This is a genomic window from Spirosoma arboris (genome assembly GCF_009754945.1).
Lineage (GTDB): Bacteria > Bacteroidota > Bacteroidia > Cytophagales > Spirosomataceae > Spirosoma > Spirosoma arboris.
The window spans coordinates 78,658-99,530 of sequence record NZ_WPIN01000028.1; the positions used below are offsets into that span (position 1 = coordinate 78,658).

At 44.9% G+C, this 20,873-nt stretch carries 12 protein-coding genes; 5 read left to right on the forward strand and 7 right to left on the reverse strand.

Features of this window, described 5'->3' with window-relative positions; all coding sequences use genetic code 11:
• Positions 1-151 precede the first annotated feature (151 nt).
• The gene (locus GO755_RS38330; protein WP_157590732.1) at positions 152-5,593 is read left to right on the forward strand and encodes a CHAT domain-containing protein; all 5,442 of its coding nucleotides are present in this window, start codon (positions 152-154) and stop codon (positions 5,591-5,593) included.
• A 134-nt stretch (positions 5,594-5,727) separates the two neighbouring features.
• Here the strand turns inward: GO755_RS38330 and GO755_RS38335 are convergent, their stop codons facing one another.
• A complete protein-coding gene (locus tag GO755_RS38335) occupies positions 5,728-6,756 on the reverse strand; it encodes a hypothetical protein (protein WP_157590733.1) in 1,029 nt (342 codons plus the stop codon).
• A 174-nt stretch (positions 6,757-6,930) separates the two neighbouring features.
• On the opposite strand from GO755_RS38335, the gene GO755_RS38340 reads away from it, so the two are divergent.
• The 3 genes from GO755_RS38340 (at position 6,931) to porU2 (ending at position 14,915) form a co-directional block, all read left to right on the forward strand.
• Complete coding sequence (locus GO755_RS38340; protein ID WP_157590734.1) at positions 6,931-10,440, forward strand: leucine-rich repeat domain-containing protein; 3,510 nt, start codon at positions 6,931-6,933, stop codon at positions 10,438-10,440.
• 88 nt (positions 10,441-10,528) lie between these two features.
• A complete protein-coding gene (locus tag GO755_RS38345; protein ID WP_157590735.1) occupies positions 10,529-11,383 on the forward strand; it encodes a DUF2911 domain-containing protein in 855 nt (284 codons plus the stop codon).
• Positions 11,384-11,654: 271 nt separating this feature from the next.
• A complete protein-coding gene (gene porU2, locus GO755_RS38350; RefSeq protein WP_157590736.1) occupies positions 11,655-14,915 on the forward strand; it encodes a putative type IX secretion system sortase PorU2 in 3,261 nt (1,086 codons plus the stop codon).
• 6 nt (positions 14,916-14,921) lie between these two features.
• On the opposite strand, the gene GO755_RS38355 is transcribed toward porU2, so the two are convergent.
• A complete protein-coding gene (locus GO755_RS38355; RefSeq protein WP_157590737.1) occupies positions 14,922-15,623 on the reverse strand; it encodes a hypothetical protein in 702 nt (233 codons plus the stop codon).
• Positions 15,624-15,713: 90 nt separating this feature from the next.
• On the opposite strand from GO755_RS38355, the gene GO755_RS38360 reads away from it, so the two are divergent.
• Positions 15,714-17,666 (forward strand): asparagine synthase-related protein, encoded by a 1,953-nt coding sequence (locus tag GO755_RS38360; protein WP_198175055.1) that lies wholly within the window; start codon positions 15,714-15,716, stop codon positions 17,664-17,666.
• Here GO755_RS38360 and GO755_RS38365 read toward each other — a convergent pair.
• The 5 genes from GO755_RS38365 to GO755_RS38380 all read right to left on the reverse strand — a co-directional run.
• Positions 17,663-18,847 (reverse strand): nucleotidyltransferase domain-containing protein, encoded by a 1,185-nt coding sequence (locus GO755_RS38365; RefSeq protein ID WP_157590738.1) that lies wholly within the window; start codon positions 18,845-18,847, stop codon positions 17,663-17,665. The genes GO755_RS38360 and GO755_RS38365 overlap by 4 nt on opposite strands.
• On the reverse strand, positions 18,848-19,768 hold the full coding sequence (locus GO755_RS38370; protein ID WP_157590739.1) for a phosphoenolpyruvate carboxykinase (ATP): 921 nt from the start codon (positions 19,766-19,768) through the stop codon (positions 18,848-18,850).
• Positions 19,769-19,881: 113 nt separating this feature from the next.
• A complete protein-coding gene (locus tag GO755_RS38375; RefSeq protein WP_157590740.1) occupies positions 19,882-20,169 on the reverse strand; it encodes a PqqD family peptide modification chaperone in 288 nt (95 codons plus the stop codon).
• 160 nt (positions 20,170-20,329) lie between these two features.
• Complete coding sequence (locus GO755_RS41115) at positions 20,330-20,482, reverse strand: hypothetical protein (protein ID WP_198175056.1); 153 nt, start codon at positions 20,480-20,482, stop codon at positions 20,330-20,332.
• A 99-nt stretch (positions 20,483-20,581) separates the two neighbouring features.
• On the reverse strand, positions 20,582-20,873 hold a 292-nt coding region (locus GO755_RS38380), incomplete at its 5' end, for a T9SS type A sorting domain-containing protein (RefSeq protein WP_157590510.1).

Here is a 20,873-nt window from a genome sequence, read left to right on the forward strand (position 1 = left end):
GCCTTATTCCGCTAAACAGGGCAACGGAAACTAACTAAAGTAGCCTTAATGACCGTTAGCTAAATCGGTCAGTTTTAATGCTTATCCTGGCGAGTCTTTTTCTTACTTGCCTTCTGAAAAGTAACGAGTTAAGCCTATCCCTTCCTTCCTTATGCCTTCCCTGAAAATTCGCATTACGGGCGAGAAAAAAGTACGTCATGTAGATAAAACCAGCGTACTGCCCGAAGATTCCGAAACACTTGTCCTTGAGGAAACCTATGACATCAATACCACTACTCGGGGCGAGATTGATAATCGTCATATTGTTGACTTAGATGAAAGTAAGGTCATTCAATTTACCTATGAGGATAATACCGTCTGGGTTGGAAACCTCAACACTATTGATGAGATTTTCCCCGGTACCGCGACCCAGGTCAGGAGTGTAGAGGAGGGCGGGGATACTATTGTCGAAATTCCAACCGAGGTTTTTGTAGGCGAATCGAATCGCGGGTTGTTTTCAAAAATAGCCCTGAAGGTCATCAGCATTTTCGGTAAAAAAGCAGCCGATCCGCTCATTAAGACGTCACTGAAAGATCTTGCAACCAAGCTGGACAATAAACAGACAGACAATATAACCGGCTTGTTTCAGCTTACGAATGACTTTAAGCTGGTAGCCCCAACCGTTGAGAACGGAGGCAATTATCTGCTGTTTATCCATGGTACCATTTCGTCGGCGCAAGGGGCGTTTATGGATTTGCTGGGTACACCTGCCTGGGCGTTTATTACCCAAACCTATCCGGGGCGGATTCTGGCCTTTCAGCACAAAACGCTTACCCAAAGTCCGCTGGACAATGTGCTCGATCTGGTAAAGACGTTACCCCAAACGGCCACATTAACCCTCATTAGTCATTCGCGGGGTGGCTTGATCGGTGATATTCTGAACCGCTTTTGTCTGGCCGATCCTACAAAACGTGGTTTTTCGGCCAACGAGAAAAACTTCCTTCAGAAGCAGAATCGAACTGAAGATCTTCAGCGTATCGACGCTATTGAGGCCGCCATGCTTGGCAAAAATATCACCATCAGTAAGTTTATCCGGGTGGCTGCCACGGCCAGCGGAACAACGCTATTATCATATCGCCTTGATATCTACTTCAATGTTATCTCCAATATCATAGGTCTGGCATCCGGTCTGGGTGCTACTCCGGCCTTTGGTATCATTAAGGATTTGATTGCGACGGCGCTGGAAGATCGAAATGACGTTTCGGTTTTGCCGGGTTTAGAGGTGCAGAGCCCCAGCTCGCCCTTCAACCAGATGCTGAACAATGCTAATCCTGATCCCGGCACCCTCATTGAAGCGCCACTCATCGTTATCTCGGGCGATGCGCAAATGAGCCTTCGGTGGCAGGCCATTAAAGTTGCCCTAACAAACCTGTTTTTCCTGGGCGACAATGATTTTGTGGTCGATACCCGGTCTATGTACAACGGCGTCAAACAGGCCGACAACAAAGTTCAGTACTTTTTCGACCAGGGGCCCGACGTAAGCCACTTTAACTACTTCTTAAACGACCGGACTCGAAACGCCCTCCTATTGGCCCTCAAAAACACTGGCGATACGCTTATACCGGGTTTTGCCAAATTAGATACCAGAGCCTTTAGTCAGGAAGAAATCAGAAACATTGGCTCGTTGATTCCGGGTGGCAAGGTAACTCCTGTGCAGGTATCCGGTAAAAAACCAATTGTGGTGCTACTACCGGGCATTATGGGCAGTACGCTGACAGTCAACGACAAATCGGTCTGGATCGACTTTTTCAGCTTCGTGGGTGGTGGACTAACCAGCTTATTCTACAGCGACGACAACAATAAAAATGTAAAGGCCGATGGAATAGTTGGTAGCTCTTACAAGAAAATTGTGGATTCGTTGTCCCGAGATTACGACGTGGTTGTCTTTCCGTTCGACTGGCGCAAAGACATGATCGCCAATGCGGCCGCGCTGGATCGCAAGTTGATTGCATTGCAGCAATTCAGCCAACCAATCAAACTCATTGGGCATTCGATGGGTGGCGTCCTGATCCGGGATTATATCGTCAATCATACCGATAACTGGAAAAAATTACAAGCCAGTCAGGGCTTCCGGCTTCTGTTCCTGGGCGCACCCCTGGGCGGTTCGTTCCGGATTCCGTACGTGTTGTTCGGACTGGATTCGTTAATTCACACTCTGGATTTCATTGACATTAAGCATTCGAAAAAGGAGTTACTGGCTGTCTTTTCCCAATTTCCCGGTATCCTTAGCCTCTTGCCATTAACTACCGATACGGAAAATGATTTTGCCAAACGCGACACCTGGGAAAAGATGCGTGTTGCCTTCAACGACAAGACCTGGCCTATTCCCAGCGATGAATTATTAGCCCAATTCGGAACCTATCGGGACAATGTTCTGGCAAAAACAGACTCCGCCGATTTCACCAAAGCCTTATCATCGGCAGTATATATTGCCGGGCAGGCCCGGCAGAATCAGCAAACCATCAGTGGATTTACTACTGCCAATGACGAGTTAACGTTTTTTGCGACCAAAGAAGGAGATGAAAGTGTAACCTGGGAAAGCGGCATACCCAAACCGATGATTGCCCAGAATACCGTTTATTATTCCGATGTGACACACGGCGAACTGGCGAATGCGCCAAAGCTGTTCGGAGCCATTACCGATCTGCTCAATACGGGTTTCACCTCGCAACTTAAGCGAACCAGACCCGTGCTGCGCAGTCTGGATAAAGAATTCAAAGCCCGAACCATTTACAACTTCGATCTATCGCCAACAGGCGTCGAGAAGTCACTCATGGGCTTAGGGGCCGATGATCAGTTTACGGCAGGTGATGTCCCCATAACGGTTTCGGTAAGTAATGGCGATCTGAAATATGCGCAGTATCCGGTCATGGCGGGTCATTTCGAGAATGATGGTATTCAAAACGCGGAGAAGTCCATCGATCAGTATCTAAACAATGAGCTAAGTCGCAGGCACCAGTTAGGACTCTATCCGGGAATTTTCGGCACTAGTGAAGAGATCGTCTCTGGCACTACACAGGGATTTCAGGGGGCGATAATCGTGGGATTAGGCGAGCAGGGTATGTTTACTGAATTCCGGCTGGCCAGCGCGGTTGAACAGGGAACAATCAAGTATCTCGCTAACCTGAACAGCAAATCCACGGTGGCTTTGAATAAAGACCTAACGACACAGCATTTTGGTATCTCTGCCCTGGTGATTGGTTCGGGCTATGGTGGATTACGTATCGAAAGTTCGATTCGTGCGATTATTCAGGGTGTGCAGAATGCCAATGCCAAAATCCGGCAAATCTATACTGCCTCTACTGTTATTGATGCCATCGAGTTTGTTGAACTCTATAAAGATAAAGCATTGACGTGCATAAAAGCAGTTAGTGCCATCGAAAAAGATGAAAGCCGATCGCTGAATATTTTCAGAAATGGCAATAAAATCAAGAAACTGACCGGCTTGCGCGAACGATTACCCGTTGACGACACCACAGAATGGTGGACGCGAATCAATGTAAGCCGTGAGGGGGATGGAGCCGATAGCACCGATTCGCAACGTAATTTACAGTTCGAGATTTCTACCAATGCAGCTCGAGTTGATAAGCAGTCACTGGCAACAATCAATGACACGCTCACCGGCATGCTCGAAGACTTATCCCGAAATGATGAATGGTCGCCGGAATTGGCAAAAGCTATTTTTGAGTTGATGATTCCCAACGATTTCAAGGATCAGGTAAAACGACAAAACAACATCAACTGGATACTGGATGGCTACACAGCTGCTTTTCCCTGGGAACTGTTGCAGGATAGCGTTATTAATGCTCGACCACTGAGCGTTAATGCTGGTATGATTCGGCAGCTGACGACTGGCAACGCCCGCGTCAATATTACACCCGTAGTAGAACCAACAGCCATTGTTATCGGTGACCCTGATCTCAATAATCCAGCATTTCAACTTCAGGCAGCACGCACTGAAGGCGAACAAATTACTGAGCTCTTAAACACGCAAGGCTACGATGTGAAGTCGCTCGTGGGCACAAAAGCCTCACAGATACTGCTTAGTCTGTTCAGTAAAAACTACAAAATTGTCCATCTGGCGGGTCATGGCGTTTTTCATAAAGAGCCCAACTTACCAACCGGGATGCTCATTGGCGAAAATGCGTATCTAACACCAGCCTATATCAAACAGATGAGCAATGTACCTGAACTAGTATTTGTCAATTGCTGCTATCTGGGTCAGATGAATGGAGTCGCCGAAGGATCTAACCAGAGTCGATTAGGGCTGGCGGCTAATATTGGCACTCAGTTAATTGAGATTGGTGTTAAAGCCGTTGTAGTGGCTGGATGGGCTGTTAATGATAGTGCTGCACTCGACTTTGCTACGCTGTTCTATCAGTATATGTTCGAGCGCTACAATTTTGGCGAAGCGGTCAAAAAGGCGCGTCAGGCGATTTATGAGAAATATGGCTCCCGAAACAACACCTGGGGAGCGTATCAAGCCTATGGTGATCCGTACTACAAACTAACGAATAAGTCCCGCCCAAAGAGCCTGGCCTATGATTTTGTTATTCCGGAAGAAGCCGAAATTGAACTAAGTAACCTGCTAAATCTGGTTGAGAAGGGCGACTATGATCCTGAAGACGTAATGCAGAAAATGGATGCGATTGACAAAACGGTCGTACAGGCAGATCTCAGCAGCGGGCGCATTACTGAACTTCAGGCACTTCTGTTTAGCGGTCTAAATATGTATGAACAGGCTATCGGAAAGTTCACTGATTTATGGAAACAAGAAAAAGCATCCTACTCGTTTTCGGCAACTGAACAGTATTGTAATATACAGGCAAAATGGCGTGCTTTTCAAGTAAGACAAGCTAAGCAGGATAATGATCCGACGGCTGTGGAAGACCCCAAAATAGTAGAAGATGCTATTACAGCCCTAAAAGAAGTAATTGCCGATCTGGAAGGTCTCATTCGGTTTGGTGCGACCGATGAACGGATACAGATTTTAGCCAGTACCTACAAAAGATTAGCTTTAATTAGCCCTCGATCCCAGAAAAAGAAACTCTATGCACTAGCAGCTGCCTATTACAAGCGAACGCTGGATAATCCGCTTAATACAAAGCAATACTACCCACTTACCAACTGGCTGGCAATTGAGAACGCACTGATACTTTCGGAAACAAGAAAATGGGGAGAGGAAATACAGAATAAGGCGTTTTCTTACTGTTTACCCGCGAATGCGTCTGCAGCAATTGATTTACTAAAAGCAGAGTCGGTTATTCTGAGTAATAAGAAAACCGATGAAAAAGTGTACTGGGATTGGTCAGCCGAGGCAGGCATTCTATTATGTAGACTTCTACTTGGTGATACAACTGTATTGTATGAAGATGTTGTTGATTACTATGCCTCAACATGGAAAATAATTGGTACGCAGGGTCAGCATCAGGCCGAAATCGAGTATTTGGAGTTTCTGGAAGATGCTTTAAGCATGAATACGTCTGATAAGACGGAGAATAGTTTATTAGGGGTAGTCAGGAAGATAAAAATGACATTGGAGGGGATGGTGTAAACTCAGCGGTAAAAACTCCAGTAGAATTAGCCTAGGTTATTCCACTGGATGGAATCTGTCATCCCGACGCAGGAGGGATCTCAATTTCGGAAGAGACTAGAGACCCCTCCTGCGTCGGGATGACAAAAAATAATCTAATGTATTTTAACTGAGCCACTTAACTTCTTCAGCACCAACCCAGCTGCGGCTTTCACCTGTACCCAATCTTTTTCTACATCAGCTTCGGATAGGAAATAGAAGGGGGTAAACGTATCGCGGGTAATGCGGTCGAGGCCCCGAAATGGTTGTCCGGCTTTCCAGGTGGCGTTGGCAAACCGACATAGCAACTGCTTGTCTTCGGAACTGACTTTATCGTCAACTATTGATTTCAGAATGTCGGACGGGCGCTTGTGCTGGGTAGTCACCAGGTAATTAAGGCCGCATTCAAGGGCGTAGAATCCGGCTAGGTTGGTGGCTATTTTCTGCTCTTTTGCGGATTTCTTACTGGTAGCTTTCTCTTCTTCGGGCGAGAGAAAAGGGGGCGCGGCTTTCTGCTGGGCGGTATGGTACTTGGCAGCCATAGCCGTGGCCATCTCCAAAGCAAAGTCTTCATCTTTCAGTAGACTCCGCAACTTCTTCATCTGACCATCCAACGAACTATCCTGAACCTCCCGCATGGAATCCAGTAACTTGATTGAGGCAGCCTCAATCTGAGCATAATCTTTTTGTACTTCATCTTCAGGTAGTAAACTGGCCACCTTAAAAATCGGGCGTTTGATCCGGTCGAGACTTCGAAACGGTTGCCCAGCCTTCCAGGTCGCATTGGCAAATCGGTTGAGCAACAGGATTGTAGCCGAGTCGGCCTTATTGGCCACGATGGTTTGAAGTAAATCGGTTGGTTTCTGGTTGGTTTGCGCGCACAAAGCACCAAGTCCGCACTCCAGCGCATAAAACCCAGCCAGATTAATGGCTATTTTTTCATCTTTGGCCTTGATTTTCACACTGTCGGTGTCCTCTTTCGGCGACAAAAAAGGTGGAGGAGTTTTACCCACGCCGACGTAATAAGCCGCATCCAGCGTTTTGGCCATCTCTACCGCGAACTCCTCATTGCGCAACAGGGAGTCGATCGTGGCAATCTCCTCGTCAAGCTGACTCTTTTGATCGTCTTCTTTGGTGGTCTTCATACAGGACACAGCTAAAAGCAATAGTAACGAGCACGCGGCTACTATGTTTACGTTCATATCGATTCCGTTTTCTACTAATCCGGCTAAAATTACCTTTACTTCCTCTAAATCACTCTTTTATTTTCCGATCCAACCTCTTTACTTTAGTACAATCCTTTCCACCACACACCAACCATGACACCATCCCTTGCCTTAGACCTGATTAACAAAGCTTACGAAGAAAAAGCTACTTTCCTTGATTTAGGTAACTGCGGCCTAACTGAAATTCCGGAAGAAATCACAAAGCTGGCTCCGTTTCTGAGAGAGCTGAATTTGGGCCATGATTACTTTAAGGATAACAAGTATACAGACAGTGAAAATAAAGGAGCAAAAAACAATTTTTCACGTGATGACATCAAGGTTTCTGCTTTCCAAAAACTTCAATTAACAGGTCTCTTCCTTTCTCGAACTTATCTTTCAGCTAAGCACATCTTACTGATTACCCAATACCAGCCCCGCTTGGTCTTTTTAGATATTTCTTCCAATAAATTAACGGCAGTAGAAAGTCAAAACATTATTCAGCAATTGTCTAAGTTGACCTCCTTAGAAATATCCGATAATCAATTAACTGACATTGAGGCTCAGTATATTGCTCAATTCCTCCCTCAACTGACTTCGTTGGCGATTTGGGGAAATCAATTAACTGAAAAAGGAGCTAAGTATATTGCCCAACTCAGCAACCTGACCTCATTACAGATTTGGGGTAATAACCTGACGGATACGGGTGCTCAATACCTAGCCCAACTCCAACACCTGATCTCATTAGATATTTCCTATAATAACCTGACGGATACGGGTGCTCAACACCTAGCCCAACTCAGCAACCTGACCTCATTACAGATTTGGGGTAATAACCTGACGGATACGGGTGCTCAATACCTAGCCCAACTCCAACACCTGACCTCATTAGATATTTCCAATAATAAGCTGACGGATACGGGTGCCCAACACCTAGCCCAACTCAGCAACCTGACCTCATTAACTATTTCCTATAATAAGCTGACGGCTACGGGTGCTCAACACCTGGCCCAACTCAGCAACCTGACCTCATTAACTATTTCCTATAATAAGCTGACGGATACGGGTGCTCAACACCTGGCCCAACTCAGCAACCTGACCTCATTAACTATTTCCAGTAATAACCTGACGGCTACGGGTGCTCAACACCTGGCCCAACTCAGCAACCTGACCTCATTAACTATTTCCAATAATAACCTGACGGATACGGGTGCTCAACATCTAGCCCAACTTAGCAACCTGACCTTATTAACCATTTCCAGTAATAACCTGACGGATACGGGTGCTCAACACCTGGCCCAACTCAGCAACCTGACCTCATTAGATATTTCCTATAATAAGCTGACGGCCACGGGTGCTCAACGCCTGGCCCAACTCAGCAACCTGACCTCATTAACTATTTCCAATAATAACCTAACGGATACGGGTGCTCAACACCTAGCCCAACTCAGCAACCTGACCTCATTAACTATTTCCAATAATAACCTGACAGAAAAAGGAATTGAAGGATTAGTAAAATTACCACGGCTAACCAATCTGATTTTTTATGGAAATAAGCAAGATACTATTCCTGAATCCATACGCTCTGACCTAAAAGCGCTGCGCGATTATTTTCAGGCCAATGAATTAGTTGACAACAACTTTGTAAAAGTGATTTTGATGGGGAATACGACATCGGGCAAAAGTAGTCTGGCCAATTATTTGGTCGATGGAACGTTCAACAACAACCGGGATAGTACGCATGGCATACAACTTTGGAAATGGATTGTCGATGCCCAAAAACCGACTAACAACTTGATTGTGAATATCTGGGATTTTGGCGGTCAGGATTATTATCACGCTACACATACCCTGTTTCTGAGCGATAAAACCCTATTTCTATTCCTCCATACCGACAAAGAAACTCACACAGAACACTCACAGGAAGAAAACCAATACTTATCAGAAGCTTATTGGCTGGCCAACATCCAATCCCTCGCCGGTCGGGGCAGTATTGCCTGGTTCATACATTCAAAATATGAGCCCGACACTACAGAAAACTCAGCCCAGCGCATCTTTCTGAATCCGGAAATGACAAAAACGCTCGTCCGAAATCAATTTGCCGTATCCGTAAAAAAAGCCTCTGAAAACGATCTCGACGCTGTTCGCAGTTTTACCTATTTTCGAGATAATCTGATTACTGAATTACGAAAACTAGCTACCGAGAAATTGCCATCCAGTTGGGTAGAAATTCGGGATGTCCATTTGATTGAGTGGCGGAAGAAGGATCGTTTCTTATCCAAAAAGTCGTTTTGGGAAAAGTGTAAAGCTGCCTTTGTGGGTAGGTTTGCCTTACAGAACGATTTCGATACTGAGCCCATCGGATTGCTAACCTACCTGAGTGGCTGTGGCGAAATCGTCTGGTTTCAGGACAATGTGGCTTTACAAGACCAGATTTACCTGAGCGTCGATCAACTCACTACCGAATTGTTTACGCTCCTGACAGAAGAAATTAAAAAATCCCAGGGCCAGTTTATCGTATCGAAATTAACGGCTGCCCGCCAAAAAGCCCTTGAGGAGTACCTGAAGATATTGCTGGAATTTAAGTTGATATTTAAAAAAATTGACACCGATGATACCTATGTTGTCCCTCAGTATTTGCCCGAGAATCCGTATACCGTGCATTTTCAGCAACTCATTCAAATAGCCTATGTCATTCGGCTTGCTTACCTGCCGCGTTCACTGGTCACCCGGTTTCTGGTCACCTATGCCAATACGCGGGGCAGTTATTACTGGCGGTATGGAGCTTTTTTTAAACGGGGTAATTTCCATCTGTTTGTCCAGATGAACGTTACAGATCAAACGGTGGCTATTCATATCAACGATGGGACAGGGACAACCAAAGAGAAATACACTATTCTCCAGGAGCTTTTTCAATTTTTCACGCTGCCTCCAACTAGTGATGAGGTCTATCGGCAAAACTCCTCGGTAGCTATGGAGGAGACAAAGAGAATCAAACAGGCTTTCCTGTCAGGCGATGGCAAAAAAATGATTCAACTATCATCAGATGGGCGGGAGTTTGCGACTATCGCTGATCTGGAAAACGCGATTAAGAACAAAATTACCAAAGTGAAAAGTACGGAGGGTAATTACATGACGATTAGTCCGGTGATGCATCAGTTGCTCAATGAAAACGCCACTACGCCCAGGAAAATCTTTCTTTCGTATGCTCACAAGGATGAGCAGTATAAAAAAGAACTGGATACGCATTTTTCGGCCCTAAAGCGAAGCGGGCTTGTTGAAACCTGGCAGGATCGCGAAATTATGGCGGGCGAAGATTGGGATAAAGTCATCAAAGACGCCATTAAACAATCAGATATTGTGTTGCTCATGCTCAGTCCAGATTTCATGGCCTCCGATTACATCTGGAATATCGAACTACCTGAGGCCCAAAAGCATAATACCGAAATTATTCCACTCTTTATCCGTCCCTGCGATTTTGAAGAAACCCAGTTTGCTATTTATAAAAAGCAGGGTTTGCCTGGTTATGAAATTGCCCAAACCCGATGGATTGTCAGTTCCGAATTCCCTAATCGGGACGAAGGTTATCTGAAAATCGTGCAAGGTGTTCGGGAACGATTAACATAGAGTATTGTAACGCTACTCTCCTCATCTGGAGCATTAATTCGTACCTTCGCCGGGAAAAAACCAATCATCTCCAGTATTTTATTTTTCCATGAAGAGCAATCTACTAGCATCAATTTCTGCAACCCTTCTGCTGACTGTATCATCCATTACCATCGCTACTGCACAGTTAAAAATACCGGCTGCCAGCCCGCTCCAAACGACCAAACAAGGTTTTGCGCTGGGCGATATTACGCTTGAATATTCAAGACCTGCTACAAAAAATCGAGTGATCTTTGGGGATTTGGTCCCTTATGGCAAAGTATGGCGTACGGGTGCCAATGCAACCTCTAAAATCACGTTTTCAAGCGATGTGAAACTGGGTGGAAAAGATGTGAAAGCCGGTACATATGGGTTATTCACCATTCCGGGCAAGACAAGCTGGGAAGTGATGCTGTCGAAAGATTTGGATTTGGGAGCCAATGTCGCTGATTATAAATTGGCGAATGAAGTGGTACGGGTGCAGGTAAAACCGACTTCGTTACCCAATAAACTAGAAACGTTTACCATCAATATAGCCGATATTCTACCCAGTTCGGCAACGCTGGAAATTATGTGGGATAATACCCGTGTTCCTGTGTCCATCACGGCTGATATTGACAAGACTATTACCAAGAACATTGAGGCTTCGATGGCTTCTGATAAACCAGCCTATTTTGAAGCCGCTAGCTACTACTACGACGCCAACCGGGATTTACCCAAGGCCCTGGGCTGGGTAACTAAAGCTGTTGAGCAAAATCCGAAAGCCTTCTGGGTTATGTTACTGAAAGCCCGAATTGAGCTAAAACTGAAAGACAAGCAAAATGCAATTGCCAGTGCTCAGAAAACGGTTACTCTGGCCACAGAAGCAAAAAATGGGGATTATGTAAAAATGGCGGAAGACCTGATTGCCAGCGCTAAGAAGTAACTGGCCTTCTGGAGCATTCTATAGCAAAATAGGTTATCTGCTAGTCAGGTAACCTATTTTGCTATAGAATGCTATCTACTGAAATCTCTCGGGCTGACTTGTTTCAAGCTACTGAATGAATACTTATCTTTGATCAAACTACACTACAAATAAACTATAGAATAAGAAGGTAACATCAATAGAGAATAAGAAGGTAACATCAATAGAATAGATACGGGTACTTCACTATACATACCTTACTGTGCTAAACGTTAGGAAATAAACTCTCCGGATGAAAAGAGGATTACTAGTCTTAGGATTCATTGTTAATTGCCTGGCCTCGCAAGCCCAGCATGTATTTGGTAATGAATGGATCAAATCAAACCAGAAATACCTGAAATTTTCAGTTACTCAGGCAGGTATCTATCGAGTCGGCTATGAGGACATTAAAGCCATAGACCCTTCTTTTCTCCAGACAAACCCAGTAAACTGGCAACTGTTCTTTAGAGGTCAGGAAATAACGATTCGGGTAGTGGGGCAGCAGGATGGTTCGTTCGATGCCCAGGATTATGTCGAATTCTACGGAGAGGGCAATGATGGAAGTCAGGATTCGCTCCTGTACCGCCCACAGAAACGATTGCATCCTTATCAAACACTCTTTTCAGATAAAGCTGCTTATTTCCTGACCAGCAGTCCAACACTGGCAGGCAAACGAATGGCCGAGTTGTCGACCTCTGCGCAAGGTCTCACACCCGAAGCCTTTCATATTGAAGAGACAGTTCAGGCATTTACCAGCGAATACACGTTCAACAATTTAAAAGGTATTGAGCCAGCGATTCAGGAAAGCTATTTCGAACCAGGCGAAGGATGGTCCGGGACGCTCTTAACGAAGGATTCAATTGGGGTTGTTCGCCTGAATCTACTGAATCGGGTAAGCTCGTCGTCCTGGCCAATCGCGCTGGACGGTATGATCAATGGCCGCGATAATACGACTCATAAGATTCAGGTAGATGCCTCTCCAACAACGCCAATAACTACACTTACTTTCTCAGGATTCGCGTCGCAGCCATTTCAGGCAACGATTAATCCGGCTACGCTGCAAAACGAACAATTTACGCTACAGTTTACACCCGATAAAGTCAACACCACAAACAATTTTTCAATCACTTATGTAAAGATCTCCTATCCACAGGCTGTGGATATGGCTAGTCAATCGGGCAAGGTATTCCATATACCGGCTAATTCACGCCAGACAGCCTTGCTGTCGGTAAAAAATGTGCCCCAGGAATCAGGTGCTTATGACATTACCGACAAGGCCAATTGCCGATACTTGACTCTACAGACTACTGGCAATCAGGCTATGGTTGTTGTGAGCGAAACATCCCGAAAACGCGATGTCTTATTAACCAGTAAGCCGCTCAAACCGGTAGCGATTCAGGCTGTTCGTTTTTCCGGTACGTTTCCGGCTTCCACTACCTACTTAATCATTACCCATTCATCACTCAAACAATCGGCCGGGACTTATGCAGCTTACCGTGCATCGGAGGCAGGAGGTAGTCACAAGCCGTTTGTTGTTGAAGCGGACTCTCTATACGATCAATTCAATTATGGCGAACGAAGCCCACTGGCACTCCGGCGTTTCGCCGATTTTATGTTGGCAAATACGGCAGTAAAAAACCTGCTGTTGATTGGGCGTGCCTGTAGTTACCCCTATTTCGTTAAAACAACGGCCAACGATCTGGTACCAACGATTGGTTATCCTGGATCGGATATTCTGCTGACTGCTGGCCTGAATGGGTATCCTACCAACACTCAGGCAATCCCGACGGGGCGCCTGAATGTGACGACGAATGATCAGGTACTTACCTATCTGGAAAAAATAAAGCAGTTAGAAGGATCGACTCCTAATGGTCTATGGCGAAAAAACATTATCCATATTAGTGGCGGAAAAACAAAAGATGAAGCGCAAAGTCTGCGTACTGCCCTGACTGGCATAGGCAACATATACACCAATGGTCTTTTAGGGGGTGCAATCAATGTGTTTAGCAAAAGTACGACGAACGAAGTGGAGCCTATTAACATCAGTCCACTAGTCAATAACGGCGTTAGTCTGATTACATTTTTTGGTCATGCCGGCCCTGCAGTTACCGACATGAATTTTGGGTTTGCCTCGCCCCCAGAAAACGGATTTGCCAATAAGTCATTTTATCCATTTATGGTGTTTAACGGTTGTGGGGTTGGTGAGATCTTTTCCAACTTTAATACCCTATCCACCGATTGGCTGCTGGCTCCCAACAAAGGAGCCGCCGTTGTGCTGGCACACTCCTACTGGAGTTATGAGCCACCCACGACACTTTATTTAACGAAACTCTATTCGACCCTCTATACAGATGCCACTTCGCTGGGAATGCCGTTTGGCAAAGTACAGCAACAAGTGAATTTAGCGCTTGACAAGGAGGGAAATGACCCGTTTAATGTGTCGGTAGCGTTAGAAATGATTTTACAGGGCGATCCGGCGGTGAGCCTCTATCCATTACCCAATCCCGACTTTTCAGTCGATCCCAAAGGGATGTATATTCAATCGTCAGTGGTGGGTAGTTCGCTCAAAAACAGCGATTCAATAAAGGTCGTAATTCCCCTGGCGAACTTAGGAAAATTTGTAGCTGGCCAAACAGTTTCGGTCTCACTCAAGAAAACGACCAGCGCTACCGCAGCAACTACGCCCTTACAATTCAATGCCTTTCGCTACCGCGACACGCTGGTATATAGAATGGCCAAGGACGAAACGCTACAAAAGATTGAGCTAACGATCGACCCTTCCAACCAGATTACTGAACTCAGTAAAACGAATAATACAGCCACATTAACGATTGACTGGGCACAGGCACAAAGCAGCAGTAGCTATCCTTTGCAAGCCCTCCCCGACCGTATTAGCCCCGAAATCAACGTATTTATCGATGGGGCTATTAAAGAAAATAAGGCGGTCGTTCGCTTAAACCCACAGGTTGAGATTTTTATTCAGGATGAAAATCCACTTTCTCCAAAAGACACCTCTGCTGTTGATGTGTATCTGAAGAGTTGCCCAACCTGCAATCCACAAAAACTGTCGGCTCAGTCATTTCTGGTTTCGGCTGTTTCGGCCAATCAACTTCGGATAACAACAAATCTATCCCTACAGGCAGGAGGAACTTACCAGCTCATAGTGTTTGGGAAAGACGCGGCTGGCAATCGAACGCAACCTCCTTATACACTTGACATTCTCACGCTGGCCAACGATGAGGCAATTACGGTTCGGACTTACCCTAACCCTGCCACAACGTATGTAAAGTTCGAAGTAAGCCTGAATGTGCTGGAGATGCCCGTTGAGTCCAAACTGATTATTTATAATCAATCGGGTATTCGAATTTACGAGACTAATTTTTCGGTATCAACCGGAAAAAATTCGCTGCTCTGGCAGGGTACAAATCCGGGTCTTTATCCTTATTTGTTACGACTAACCTGGCAAGATGGTCGAACGGAAGTCCATACTGGTAAAATTAGCTGGTTGCCCTAACACGCTTTATTTTAGACGGTTGCTAGCCACTAACTCCCATTTTTGTCTGGTTCCTGATGAAACTATGCCTTTGCCAATACAGTCTGGCGACGATTGACAATACAATAAAGATGCATTTTCCCGATAAATCAGGCCTATATTCTGGGCATATACTCGCTGGTATTTCTGCTGATTTACCAGCGTTGAATCATTGTCACCAACAACAGAAACCGTGTGAGTAAATGCCTGATTGCCGACGGTAAATGGGCTTCCGCTATTCTGATACCGCAGTAGTGTATCGGGGTTAGCGTTATAAGTATTGACATTCCAGGAAGTGCCCGCTGAAATTGGGAAAACCAGCCTCACCGTAGGTACGTTACTTTCCTGGCTAACTACTTCCGATATGTTTTTATATACGGTGTGAATGGCGTTGATTTGCCAGTCGGATTGCGCAGATAGCTTTATAGATTCTTCGACAAGAAAAAATACCTGGCCATTCTGACTGTATGAGTTGCCAACTTTTTCCTGTAGCTGATACGTGCGTTTCGTAGCGGCATCGGTTAAGGAGTAATTTTCCTGCGTAACCTGATAAATCCAATAATCGCCGGTTTGTAGCGGGAAATAGGCCGAATCATCAGGAGAAGGGTCAGCGGTATCTTTTTGGCAACCAACTCCTATACCGATTAAAACCAGTAGAATAATGAAATGAAAGCTACTTTTTTTGATCATTGGAAGGCGTTCGCAGAAAGTGTTGAGTAGTAGTTAAGGCGAAGATACAAAATAGACCAGTTTGTTTAGATTTTCAAGAGAAGACCAATTATGAGTGGACTAGCTGGTATGATTCGATTTGACGGTCAGAACGTTTCTCCAACCGATCTTGCGAATGTTATAGAACGATTAAAACATCGGGGCAAAGTTATAACTCAAGAGATTAGTCAGGGAGTGTTAATGGCCTTTGGTGGTACTATAGAGGTAGATAAATCAGCACATCTCTATGCTGCCGTTGATGCAGACATATTCACCAGCGAGATTCTGGAACAACCTTTTGTTACAAACTTTGCGCGTAAGGGTTCTGCTTACTTCAATAACCTGAACGCCGATTTTGCAACGGCCATTTGGGATACTAATCAGCAGGTGCTTTTTTGTGCCAGAGATCCCTTAGGTGTAAAGCCATTTTATTATGTGCACAAACCCGGTCGTTTTTTTGCCTTCGCAACCGAAATCAAGGCATTACTAGCACTTCAGGAAGTGACGGTAAAACCAAATCAGTACAAGTTCAGAGAATACCTGACCTGGGCCACTACCTATGTACCCTACAGTGCAGAAACCTTCTACGAAACCATCTATAGTGCTTTGCCGGGTCATTATCTTCAGGTGTCCTCGCAGGATGTGAAGCTACAGGCGTATTGGCAATTAGACCTGAAACGGTTTAGTGGATTAAACCGTCCCGAAGCGTATGCCAGCTTATTTCATGACTATTTTACAGAAGCCATTGAGCATCGGATAAAAGGAAAAAATCTCATTGGAGCCCATTTAAGTGGTGGGTTAGATTCGTCATCAGTAAGTGGCATGGCGCAATCGTTATTGATCAAGCAGCATCGGCCTTCGCTCCATACGTTTAATATTGATACGGAACAGCCCTCTGCCGATGAACAGGAATATGTGCAGGCTATGGTCGACCAGTGGCATTCGCAACACCACCGGGTCCATCCAGTAGCCAATGTACTGGATTCGGTAATGACGATAAACCGGCTCTTCGACCGACCAGAGCATTTTATTATCCCTTCCAGTTTTCACCTGAGTGTTTCGCTGGAAGCCCGGCAACTTGGCTGCGATATTCTCTTAACGGGGCATGATGGTGATAGTACTGCGCCCACGGGTTTTGATTTTTTGGATGAGCTTCTCGATGCTAATGATTGGGAGCGGTTACAAGTAGCCTGCCAGCAAATGGTTTCGTTTCGGGAGCGTAATATGGGCTTTTTGAGTGCCAATTGGGACCAGTTAAGCGATCAGGATAAGTACGAAAAGTATGCTCTATACACTATTGGAAGCGAATTAAAAAAGCGTTTCAATAGCCAATCGGCTGCTTCGTTCTTCGCCATGCTGCGCGATCAGAAACAGATTTTCGGTTTTTCCACAAAGGCCATCATTGCCTATATGGCTAAACGGGTTCAGGATAAATTAAACCAGCGATCCCTGATTAATAATGCATTTAGTGCTGACTTTAAGGCTCAAACACCGCTACGATCACAACAGTCAACAAACGAGTTGGTTAGGTCAATATCGACAGAGCATAAGGTTCCGATCAACCAAATACTTCATACTACGAATGTCATCTGCAATGAGCAGATGAATCATATCGGCGCTTATTATGGCCATCAGTATTCATTCCCATTTTTCGATAAAAACATCATTGAATTAGGGCTGGCTACGCCTTTGGAAGTTCATTTTGATAAAGGACGTGGGCGCAGCTTAATTCGCAACGGGCTGCGTGACGTATTGCCATCGGCCATTACATCGCGGTTGACCAAAGCCAACTTTGTCGAATATGGTACATTATCGGCGCAAGCTCTTTACACGGCAACGCACGAGCAGTTTAATCAGCCTGCCCATCCAATCTGGGGAGTAATTGATCGACAAATCTTTTCTAAAATTGTCGCTATCGTTTTCAATCCGCGCTTCCCGGCCAAGAAAAAAACTCGCTATAATTGGCTGATGAGTCGAATTATTTACCTGGCTCTCTGGCTCAGTTCGATCAAACAACAAAACTAACGTAACGGCTCCCGAAGCACTGGAATAAACCGCAATAATGAACGAATAGCGCGAATAAATACACTGATTATACCTAGCTGCTTCGGAATATACAGGACACGTTTACCCACTCTAAATGTGCTATACTGAATTATTCGGCTGGTGCAAAAAGTAGCTACAACTTTTAACTGCTTACTAAATTGAGTTTGTGCTCTTAAGAAAAACGTTAGTTGGGCTAAAATGAGCGTACTAGAGGCTATTGGCTCGCTATTTTCCCAGTTTTTTTCATAAGCATTGGCCAACAAAGAAATTTCCTTATTGGCCAGCATTTCCTGAACGGAGGATGGTACTGATAATTCCCAAATCTGCTGACACCAGAATAAACCCACTAGAAAAACTCTCTCAAGACCGTTACGGTGCAGTTCCTGTAATAACCAGGGCCAGTCTATTGCTTGATTATGGACTAAAAAATAGAGGTCGTTAATGTAATTAATCGTTTGCCATACGCCCGTTACGCCATGATGGGTCACTAATAAAATAATCTGAAATTCGATAGCTAATTCTGGTCTGGACAGAACTTCATGTAAATCATACATCTTGTAGTGTTTGTTAAAACACATGAATTCCCAATGCAGATCAAGGTCAAAATAGCTATTATTAAAAAAGGGCTTGATCAGGCTAATTTCATACAAATCGGATAACATAATCTGCTCATTATACTTCGTATAGAGCGTGGACTTTTTATCTGGGTGATAGCCATCGGCTTCTAGAAGGTGTACACTTCTAAAAACATCTTCTTTCGCAACCAGCACATCCAGGTCACCAATGCTCCGAAGGCTACTGTCAGGATAGCAATTGGTTGCCAGATAAATCCCCTTGAGCGGAATATGGTCAATTGCATTATCTGTTAATCGTTTAGCTAACAGTTTGTACTGATGCAGTTTCACCAAATTGTCTGTTGCGATAGTACGACAATCGTTTTGGAGAGTCGTCAGAAAAGCTTCGGGTATCGTTGGAATATCCTGGAGCGTTCGATACAAAAATGGCGTTACTCGATGCCGTACTGCCAGAGTATAAAATCGCGACCAGTTTAGCTGATGCTGCTCTAAAAACTGAACAAGTTGTATCTTTTTTTCCGGTGATAATTCCACCGCACAGGCCATTAACAACACCGAAATTTCGGGAGAGTGGTTCGTATTCATCTACAAACTCATTTTGAGATGATCGACAAACTCATGCAGCTTCGCAAAGTTGGCTGGCCGACTCATTTTAACCAGTGGAATGGTCTGAGCAAGAGTAATACTTTTTTCAAAATAATCTTTCAACGGTTTACCTTGAAGGAGTGAGTCGGCTAGTGGAAAATAGCTAAGCAATTCGATTGGTATCTGGTGTTGGGGCACCTGAACAATTGTTCCTGCTAATTCATTGGGTGCCGTCAGCACAAAAATTTGCTTTAACGGCACTGGTTTTTCAGAAAAGGAGATTGATTCGTGCCAGGAGAATTTATTGACTCCTTCACGTACTAACGACATTTCGCTTTTCTCCAGTTGTAAGCCATGAACACTGTTCTCCCAGATTTTGATTTGCGGGAAAGCGGGCAAAACCACGGGTGGTTCTGTTTTACTGACTCGTATACAAACCATATCATCGCTCAGCACACCAACGCCTTTTTGCGCAAATGCGGCTACAGTCGTTGACTTACCAGCTCCTGGTTCACCCAGAAATACAACGCCTTTGTCCTGCAATTGAATAGCACTTCCATGCAGCAAAAAATAGCCACGCTGAAACAGAATTAGCCCAATAGCTTCACTTAGTGTAAATAAGGAGAGTATATCTTCATCGGTTTGAACCGTATCGATAATTATTTCTTGCCCTTTTACGATCTTAAATGATAGCAAAGGGGCCCAGCTTAGCCATAGTTCCTCAGTACCATTTTGAGCAAATTGGGCCTGCAATCCAGCGCGATAGATTTTTGTTGGCTGCAATGGCGGACTCAAGGCTAATTTCCCTCGCCTAATAAATACATCGACCGGGCCGGGCCCTATTTCTTTTAGAGGGGGGAGAGAAATCTCTGAACCAAGGGTTAGCCCATATGCGGTGTAATAATATGTGGTCAATTCCATTCTAAAATCGGCTCAACTAACGAAGTAGTCTGCTCACCAAGGATAACTAATAAAGACTATAAGAACCTATTGTATGAGTAATTCTCACTCTCAGAGGAGACTATAGAATTGTGCTATGCTATTGTTTCAATAAGTTTTTCGCGCAAAAGATTATCTAAAAACAGCATCAGTTCGTCGTGGCACACAGTGGGTTCTACATCAAACTCATCAAGTATTCTTGTCTGAATCTCGCCAACAGACATTACCGGTTGACTCTGTAGAAGTGACCAGATAAAGCCGCCAACTTCGTTCAATTCGTAATAATTACCCAATTCATAATTTAACAATACAGTTTCTTTGCCGAGAACAGATGAAGATTGGTTCGGTACTAATTGGATTTTGGTATCAGATGTAATAGCCATCAGGGCGAAATAATAGGTTAATAGGTACTAATAGGCTTACTATACTACTAAGGTAGCTTTTTTCTATCGGGAGGGAAAATAAGTTTGATAAGCAAAAAAAAAGCTTGATAGGTCTGCCAACAGACCTATCAAGCAAAAGAGATAGCACCTTCGAGAGAAATTAAGATGGAACCTGGAAGGTACCGCCAAAGCTATCGACGTTCGATCCTGTCTTGAGCGTCAGTTTCTGTACATTACCCAGCGACTTCACGCGGGGGCTTTGGTACGCCTTTTTAGGCGAACTTGGCAATATATAGTTAGACTTTGTGTTCATCTGTCAAGGAATTTAACTATTGTGAAATTAGGGGTGGATTCGGTCACCAGTCGGTCACCACTCAACTACGAGAGTTGAGCCTTTTACAAACCATGCAGCCTATTCGACTACCAAGCGATGCTTGCGGGTTTGGCCACGCTCGTCTACCGTCAGAATGTACACCCCACTCGAGAGTTTACCCGTTACTTTCAACAACAGATTGCCCGACTCAACGCCCAACTTCTGAACCGGCATCGAACGACCATCTACCCCGTAGAAATTCACCAGGGCCGTCTCGGGCTCATCCAGACTCAGGCGAAACTGCTGATCATTCACCACTGGATTAGGATACACCCCATAAGCTCCCTCTCGCAACACGACTGATACCGCCGGGAAAACCGTGGCCTTGCCG

What these genes read in the sequence shown, in the direction of transcription:
- GO755_RS38330 (WP_157590732.1), top strand. Translation starts at nt 152, where the DNA reads ATGCCTTCCCTGAAAATTCGCATTACGGGCGAGAAAAAAGTACGTCAT.
- GO755_RS38335 (WP_157590733.1), bottom strand. Translation starts at nt 6,756, where the DNA reads ATGAAGACCACCAAAGAAGACGATCAAAAGAGTCAGCTTGACGAGGAG.
- GO755_RS38340 (WP_157590734.1), top strand. Translation starts at nt 6,931, where the DNA reads ATGACACCATCCCTTGCCTTAGACCTGATTAACAAAGCTTACGAAGAA.
- GO755_RS38345 (WP_157590735.1), top strand. Translation starts at nt 10,529, where the DNA reads ATGAAGAGCAATCTACTAGCATCAATTTCTGCAACCCTTCTGCTGACT.
- porU2 (WP_157590736.1), top strand. Translation starts at nt 11,655, where the DNA reads ATGAAAAGAGGATTACTAGTCTTAGGATTCATTGTTAATTGCCTGGCC.
- GO755_RS38355 (WP_157590737.1), bottom strand. Translation starts at nt 15,623, where the DNA reads ATGATCAAAAAAAGTAGCTTTCATTTCATTATTCTACTGGTTTTAATC.
- GO755_RS38360 (WP_198175055.1), top strand. Translation starts at nt 15,714, where the DNA reads ATGAGTGGACTAGCTGGTATGATTCGATTTGACGGTCAGAACGTTTCT.
- GO755_RS38365 (WP_157590738.1), bottom strand. Translation starts at nt 18,847, where the DNA reads ATGAATACGAACCACTCTCCCGAAATTTCGGTGTTGTTAATGGCCTGT.
- GO755_RS38370 (WP_157590739.1), bottom strand. Translation starts at nt 19,768, where the DNA reads ATGGAATTGACCACATATTATTACACCGCATATGGGCTAACCCTTGGT.
- GO755_RS38375 (WP_157590740.1), bottom strand. Translation starts at nt 20,169, where the DNA reads ATGGCTATTACATCTGATACCAAAATCCAATTAGTACCGAACCAATCT.
- GO755_RS41115 (WP_198175056.1), bottom strand. Translation starts at nt 20,482, where the DNA reads ATGAACACAAAGTCTAACTATATATTGCCAAGTTCGCCTAAAAAGGCG.